Raw genomic sequence first — 6,069 nt, forward strand, 5'->3', positions numbered from 1 at the left:
CCGCCGACGTGCGCCTGCGAGAGCAGGCCGCCGTGGGTGTTGACCGGGAGCTCGCCGCCGAGCTCGATGCGGCCGTTTTCGACGAAGGCGCCACCCTCGCCTTTTTTGCAGAAGCCGTAGTCTTCCAGCGCGACGAGCACCGTGTAAGTAAAGCAGTCGTATAGCTCCGCCACGTCGACGTCCGACGGTTTGAGACGGGCCATTTCAAATGCCCGGCGCGAGGATTCGCGCCCGCCGACCGAGGTGAGATCCTCGGCGTAATTGACGCCGCTAAAGATGGCCGCCGAGCCCATACCGCGAATGTACGCGGGCCGCTGGGCGAGATCGCGGGCGCGCTCCGCGCTGGTCACGATCCACGCGCCGGCGCCGGTCGAGACCAGCGAGCAGTCGAGCAGACGAAACGGATCGGCGATCATGCGCGAGTTTTGATGGTCTTCGAGCGTGATCGGGTTTTTCATCTGCGCGTTGGGATTGAGGCCGGCGTGTTTCCGGCACGCGACCGCGATCGCGCCGAACTGGCGCGAGGTTGTCCCGTAGACGTGCATGTGCCGTCGGGCGGCGAGCGCGTAGTGAATCGGCGCGGCCACCGCGCCGAACGGATGCATGAAATCCTCCCATCCGGTCGCGAGCTTGCCGTGGCCGCGGCCTTCGCGCGACAGCGCCTGGCTGCCGCCCGCCGAAGCGCACAGCACCGTGGAGCAGAGTCCCGCCTCGATGGCGCCCACGGCCGTGAGCACCATCGTGCCCGCAGCGCCGCCGCTCAAGCTTATGTCGTTGATGTAAGCCGGTTTGATTCCCAAGCGGTCGGCCAGCAGCGCCGAGCTGTTGGCCTGAGGATTGGAGCGCTGCTGGTGCGTGATGAGGCCGTCGATCTGGTGCTTCTTCAAGCCGGCGTCTTCGATCGCGGCCACGGCGGCTTGCAGGCCGAGCGCCGTGATCGTCTTGTCCAGACGCCTGCCGACTTCCGTCTCGCCGATGCCGACGATCGCGTATCGACCGCTGATGTTACTCATAAAAGGACACAGCGCGGTAAAGCCGCAGCCAAAACAAAAAGAGACATCTCACCACGAAGTATGTCATGAGCTTACGCTCGTCCACAGAGGATGAAAATCGGCCCTCACCCTAGCCCTCTCCCAGGGGGCGAGGGAATCACGCACAAAGCCACTGTATGTTGGCGGCCCCATAATTTCTTGCCCTCGCCCTTTTAGGGAGAGGGAAGGGTGAGGGTGCACGACTCAACCCGGAAGACTCACAGTTTCTTTCGCCGGCAAAATCACCGTGCAGCGTCCCGTCACGATCTGTTTCCCTTCCTGGTTTTTTCCTTCCAGCTCGCACGCGATCCACGGGTCGCCGCTCGTCGAAGATTTTTCCATGACCTTGCCCGAATAGATCATCATGTCGCCCTCGAAAGTCGGCGCGGTGTGCCGCACGCTCAGTTTTTTCAGCCAGCCGCGCGGGCCGATCCAGTCCGTGAGCGCGCGAATCAAAAGCGCCTGGCGGTAAGCGCCGCTCGCGATGAAAGTCTTGAGGCCGCTCTGCTCGCGGACGTGCTCGCGGTCGAAGTGGAGCCGCGCCCAGTTTTCCTGAATACCGGCCCAGCGCACGGTGTCGACGATCGTCAGCGGGCCGAAGCTCCGGGAGGGAAGAGCATCGCCCACGTTGACGCCTTCGAAGTAAGCTTCCATGATTCACATCGCCATGGTTTCGAGCAGCGCCTGATGGTCTGCCGCCGAATATCCCAGCTCGGCGAGAATCTCCGCGCTGTGCTGGCCGAGACGGGGCGCGGGCTCGAGCTTGCGGCCGAGCACGCTCGCGATCGCGCCGACGGGGAAAAGAATTTTGCCGAAGAGCGGGTGATCGATCTCGGTCAAAAAGCCGCGCGCGATCAATTGCGGGTCCTGAGCCAGGTCGAACGCGGTGGAGACGGGCGACGCCGGAATGTGACGCCGCTGCGCCTCGGCGACGATTTCCCCTTTCTTGAATTTTTTGGACCACTCTTCCAGGCGGTCGAGGATCAGATCTTTTTTTGCATTGCGCTCGGCCTCGTCCAAAAGCGCGGTCTCGGCCATCAGGACCGGGTCTTGAACCCAATCCATGAATTTGACCCAGCCTTCAGGCGTGTGCGGAACGCTTATCATCCAGTAACCGTCGGCGCACGGGAAGGCGCCCGAGACGGCGGTCACGGCGCCGCGATAGCCGCGCCTCTCGGTCACTTTCCCCATCGAAGTATAAGTCACCATCGCCTGCTCGGCCAAGCCTTGAAGACACTGCTGGGCAGAGACGCTCACGACCTGGCCCGCGCCGGTCTGCTGCAGAACATAAAGCGCCGCGGCGGCGGCGACGGCGACGTGAAGGCCGATGGCGGCATAGACGACGTGGCCGCCGAGCAGGACCGGGCGCTCCCGGGGATGTCCCGTGATCGCGAGCAGCCCGGAGCGCGCGACGGCGCAAAGCTCGGGCTCGCCGTCTTCGATGGTTACCAGGACGAGGTTAGGCCGCGCTTCGAGCAGGATGGCTTCATCGACGGGCAAGGGGAGGTTCGCGATCACGGCGTCGGCGCTCTTGACCAGGTCGAGAAATATTTTTCGGCAGGCGGGCGATTTGAGATTTAAAGTGAGGCTCCGCTTCCCCGCGTTCATGAACTGATGATAAGAGCCGGTTTCGAGGCCGGGCTTGCCGCCGAGATAGGGCCCCAGCCGGCGCAGAGGATCGCCTGCGGGAGGCTCGATGCGAATGACGTCATGGCCGGTCTCGGCCAAAAGGCGGGCGGCGTACGCCCCCGAGTGTTCCGTGAGGTCGATGATGCGCGACATTTTTTTCAGCCGTCCTTATATTCCTTTTTGGGAAAGCGCGCGAGCATTTGCCGGCGCTTGAGAACGACTTCGCCGCCCTGGTTCAAGACGCGCTCTTCGCGCGTGACGTAAATGCCGAGGCCGGCCCTTCCCTGGCGCGCGACGATGTCGACGATGCTGCTCTCCAGAGCGAGCCGGTCGCCGACGTAAACCGGCGCCAGCCATTCGAGCTCGCCGCCGGCGTTGCGCGTGTCGGTATAGTCGGGCGGAAGCGGCAGCTTGTGCCACCAGTCGGCGCCCTCGCCGGATTCGTCCTGGGCCCGGCGCGTCAGCTCCAAGACGAGCATCGGCGGGACCACTCTTCCTTTATACCCTGCCGCGCGCGCCGCGTCGTCGTCGAGCCAGAGCGGGTTGCGATCTTCAGTAGCGTCGACATAGCGGCGGATATCGGAAGCCGACACGGCCTCAGGCAAGGGCAATCGCCGGCTTGATCTGCCGATCCAGGAGCGAAGCTCGTCGCTGATCAGGGTTTCAATCGTAGCGGCCATTCTTTGTATCTGATGTCCTGGCCCAGCATAATACCCGTTGCGCACACAAATCTCCCCTGGCCCCTCTTTTTCAAAGAGGGGTTAACTCCTTCTGTGAGCATTCCCCCTTGAAAAAGGGGATTTGCTTGAGCCATCGGTTCAAAGAGGGGAACTGGTTCGGCGAAGTTCAGTGAGTGAACGCACGCACAGGTAAACTTCCCCCTTTGAAAAAGGGGGACAGAGGGGGATTTGATTTCCATTTCGGCCGGTTTCACTCCAGCGTACCGTTTTCCTCAAGTCTCTCGATCTCACGATCGTCGATTCCGAGCCAGTCGCGCAGCACCTCGCGCGTCTGCTCGCCGAGGCCGGGAGCGGGGGAAAGCTTTGCAACGGGGCTGCGGGAAAATTTAAACGGCAGCCCCGTGACGAGCCGGTCTTGATCGCGCGGATCGTTCATCGGCCGGAACACGCTCTCGCCGTTTTTATCCCCCAGAACTTCCGGAATGCGCCGCATGCGCTCGGCCGGAACTCCCGCGGCCTTAAGGCGCCGCTCCACCTCGGCGGCCGGAAAGGTCTGCGTCCAACTTTCGATCCCGGCGTCGATTTCATCGTGGTGTTTGAGCCGCCCCACGAGAGTTTCATATTCCGTCTTGGCCGCCCAGCTCGGATTTCCCATCGCTTCGAAGAGAGCGCGCCACTCATCGGTTTTCTGAACGCTGATCGCGCACCAGTCGTCGTTCCCGCCGCATCGGTAAACTCCCTGAGGCGCGAAATGACTTGACCGGCTGCCGAGTCTCGGCGGCGCGACTCCATTGACGGTGCTGCTCAGAAGCAGAGCGCCGAAAGTCGCGACGCTGCACTCGAACTGGCTCAAGTCGAGATTGACGCCTACCCCCGTCGCTTCGCGCTCGGAAAAAGCTTGCAGAATTCCAAAGCACGCGTGCAGGCCGGCGATGTAGTCGTTCCAGGAGTTGGAAATCGCCGTCGGCGGATCGCCTTCGGCGCCGGTCGCCATCATCAGGCCCGTGTAAGCCTGGAGATTCATGTTCATGCTCGTCCAGTCTTTGCGCGGTCCGTCGTGGCCGTAGCCCGACATGGCGACATAGATGATCCGCGGATTGACCGCCTTTAAATGCTCATAGTCGAGCTTGAGACGATCCATGACGCCGGCGCTGAAATTCTCCACGACGACGTCCGCTCTGCCTGCCAGCTTGAGAGCCAGATTTTTTCCCTCGTCGGTTTTCAAGTTGATCGTGATCGAGCGTTTGTTGCGATTGGTGGTGAGATAGGCCGGCGGCCGGTCCGAGCGCCCCTTGAGCCGCTCGCCCGGCTTGACCGCGCCCATGCGGTCCTGGCGCGTCCGCGTTTCGACCTTGACGACGTCGGCGCCAAAGTCGGCGAGGAGCCGCGTGCAAAACGGCCCCGCCAGAATATGGCTGAAGTCCAAAACGCGAATGCCGGAAAGAGGCAGAGCTGATTTCATGGAGAATAAAACCTTTTCGTCCTTCTTTAGTGAATCAAAGTCCGAAATACGAATACCGAAATCCGAAAATTATATTCGGCATTTTTTTGTTCCGGTAAAGTTTTACCGAGATTGTTTCATCTATTCGCCGAAGGAGAAATTGTCAACCGAATCCCTTTGTATCTTTCTCCGAAATGGATCAGCTCAGGAAGATTCCCTCACCCTCGTCCTCTCCCAGAGGGAGAAGGGAAATAATACTTAACTCCCTCGCCCGCCTTGCGGGAGAGGGTAGGGGTGAGGGTCTTCGTGGCCAAAGGCGAAGCATAATAATTCATGACCATCAAGGTATGATTTCCTTCGCCAGGTTTTGCATCCGCCGGAGCTCCGGCAAGGAGTACTCGGCCATCACGTGGTACACGTTCGGGTCGGCCTTGAGCGCGGTCTTGGGATCGAACGGCGGCACGTCGACACGGCGGCTGTTCGTCTGGGTTTTTACCCATTCCAATTGCCCGCTGCGCGAGAGCAGCCAGTTGACGTAGACCTTTGCGGCGTTCGGATGAGGCGCGCGGTTGAAAAACCCCACGGCGCTCGAGCCGTGCGTCCAGTAGATCGCGGTCTTGGGATCGTCGAAGACTCTCACGTTTTTGCCGACGCCTTTTTCTTGAAACGGCGCGAGGAAATAATCGTTTACGCCGATGCCGATGGGGTAACGCCCGCGGACCAGCCACTCGACCAGTTGGCGCCGGTCACTTGAAAAAGTGATCTTTTGCTCGGTCAGAAGCCGCTTGATGAAAGCCTCTCCATAAGCGAGCGACAGGACCAGGGCGTCGCTCAGCCCCTTTCCTTCGATGCGCGGATCCTGCATGACGATTTTACCCGTCCACTTGGGATGCAAAAGATCAAGGGCCGAACGGATCTCGCCGGGAGGGATAACATCGCCGTTGACGTGGATGTTATCGCCGGAAAGGCCGCCGCCGAAAGCGTAGTATAATTTTTTTTCGCTGTCCGCCCAGCCCGCGTCGAAGCCGCCGATCCATGAGCTGTCTTCTCTGATCTCGGGGAGAACGATCAGCGGCTTGAACGGATCGAAACCCGAGACCGGTTTGAAGGCGCTCAAGGCGGAGTTGGCGCCGGAGATGTAAAGGTCCCAGCCGTAGATTCCGCCCTGGCGCTCGCGCAGAATCCGCGCGACCTTGTCTCGGCCGCTGCCGCCCAAAAATTCGACTTGAATCTTGGGAAAAGATTTTTGAAAGCTCTCGACTAAAACCTGCCGAAAAAGATCTCCGGG

Annotated in this window: 6 protein-coding genes; all 6 read right to left on the reverse strand. The window is 60.9% G+C overall.

Features of this window, described 5'->3' with window-relative positions:
• Nucleotides 1-1,013: thiolase family protein (locus VGL70_11240; GenBank protein ID HEY3304096.1), on the reverse strand; the 1,013-nt coding region annotated here is incomplete at its 3' end.
• Nucleotides 1,014-1,235: 222 nt separating this feature from the next.
• Complete coding sequence (locus VGL70_11245; GenBank protein HEY3304097.1) at nt 1,236-1,685, reverse strand: hypothetical protein; 450 nt, start codon at nt 1,683-1,685, stop codon at nt 1,236-1,238.
• A gap of 3 nt (nt 1,686-1,688) precedes the next feature.
• Complete coding sequence (locus VGL70_11250) at nt 1,689-2,813, reverse strand: CoA transferase (protein ID HEY3304098.1); 1,125 nt, start codon at nt 2,811-2,813, stop codon at nt 1,689-1,691.
• Between the two features lie 5 nt (nt 2,814-2,818).
• The gene (locus tag VGL70_11255) at nt 2,819-3,340 is read right to left on the reverse strand and encodes a MaoC family dehydratase (protein HEY3304099.1); all 522 of its coding nucleotides are present in this window, start codon (nt 3,338-3,340) and stop codon (nt 2,819-2,821) included.
• Nucleotides 3,341-3,590: 250 nt separating this feature from the next.
• Nucleotides 3,591-4,802 carry a CoA transferase gene (locus tag VGL70_11260; GenBank protein ID HEY3304100.1) on the reverse strand — a complete coding sequence of 404 codons (1,212 nt, stop codon included), beginning with the start codon at nt 4,800-4,802 and terminating at the stop codon, nt 3,591-3,593.
• 319 nt (nt 4,803-5,121) lie between these two features.
• A partial coding sequence (locus VGL70_11265; GenBank protein ID HEY3304101.1) for a substrate-binding domain-containing protein occupies nt 5,122-6,069 on the reverse strand: 948 nt, incomplete at its 5' end.

This window comes from Candidatus Binatia bacterium, from assembly GCA_036504975.1.
In the GTDB taxonomy this organism is placed as follows: Bacteria; Desulfobacterota; Binatia; order UBA9968; family UBA9968; genus JAJPJQ01.

Coding starts and splice junctions, on each gene's coding strand:
- VGL70_11245 (HEY3304097.1), bottom strand. CDS start 1,685: ATGGAAGCTTACTTCGAAGGCGTCAACGTGGGCGATGCTCTTCCCTCC.
- VGL70_11260 (HEY3304100.1), bottom strand. CDS start 4,802: ATGAAATCAGCTCTGCCTCTTTCCGGCATTCGCGTTTTGGACTTCAGC.
- VGL70_11255 (HEY3304099.1), bottom strand. CDS start 3,340: ATGGCCGCTACGATTGAAACCCTGATCAGCGACGAGCTTCGCTCCTGG.
- VGL70_11250 (HEY3304098.1), bottom strand. CDS start 2,813: ATGTCGCGCATCATCGACCTCACGGAACACTCGGGGGCGTACGCCGCC.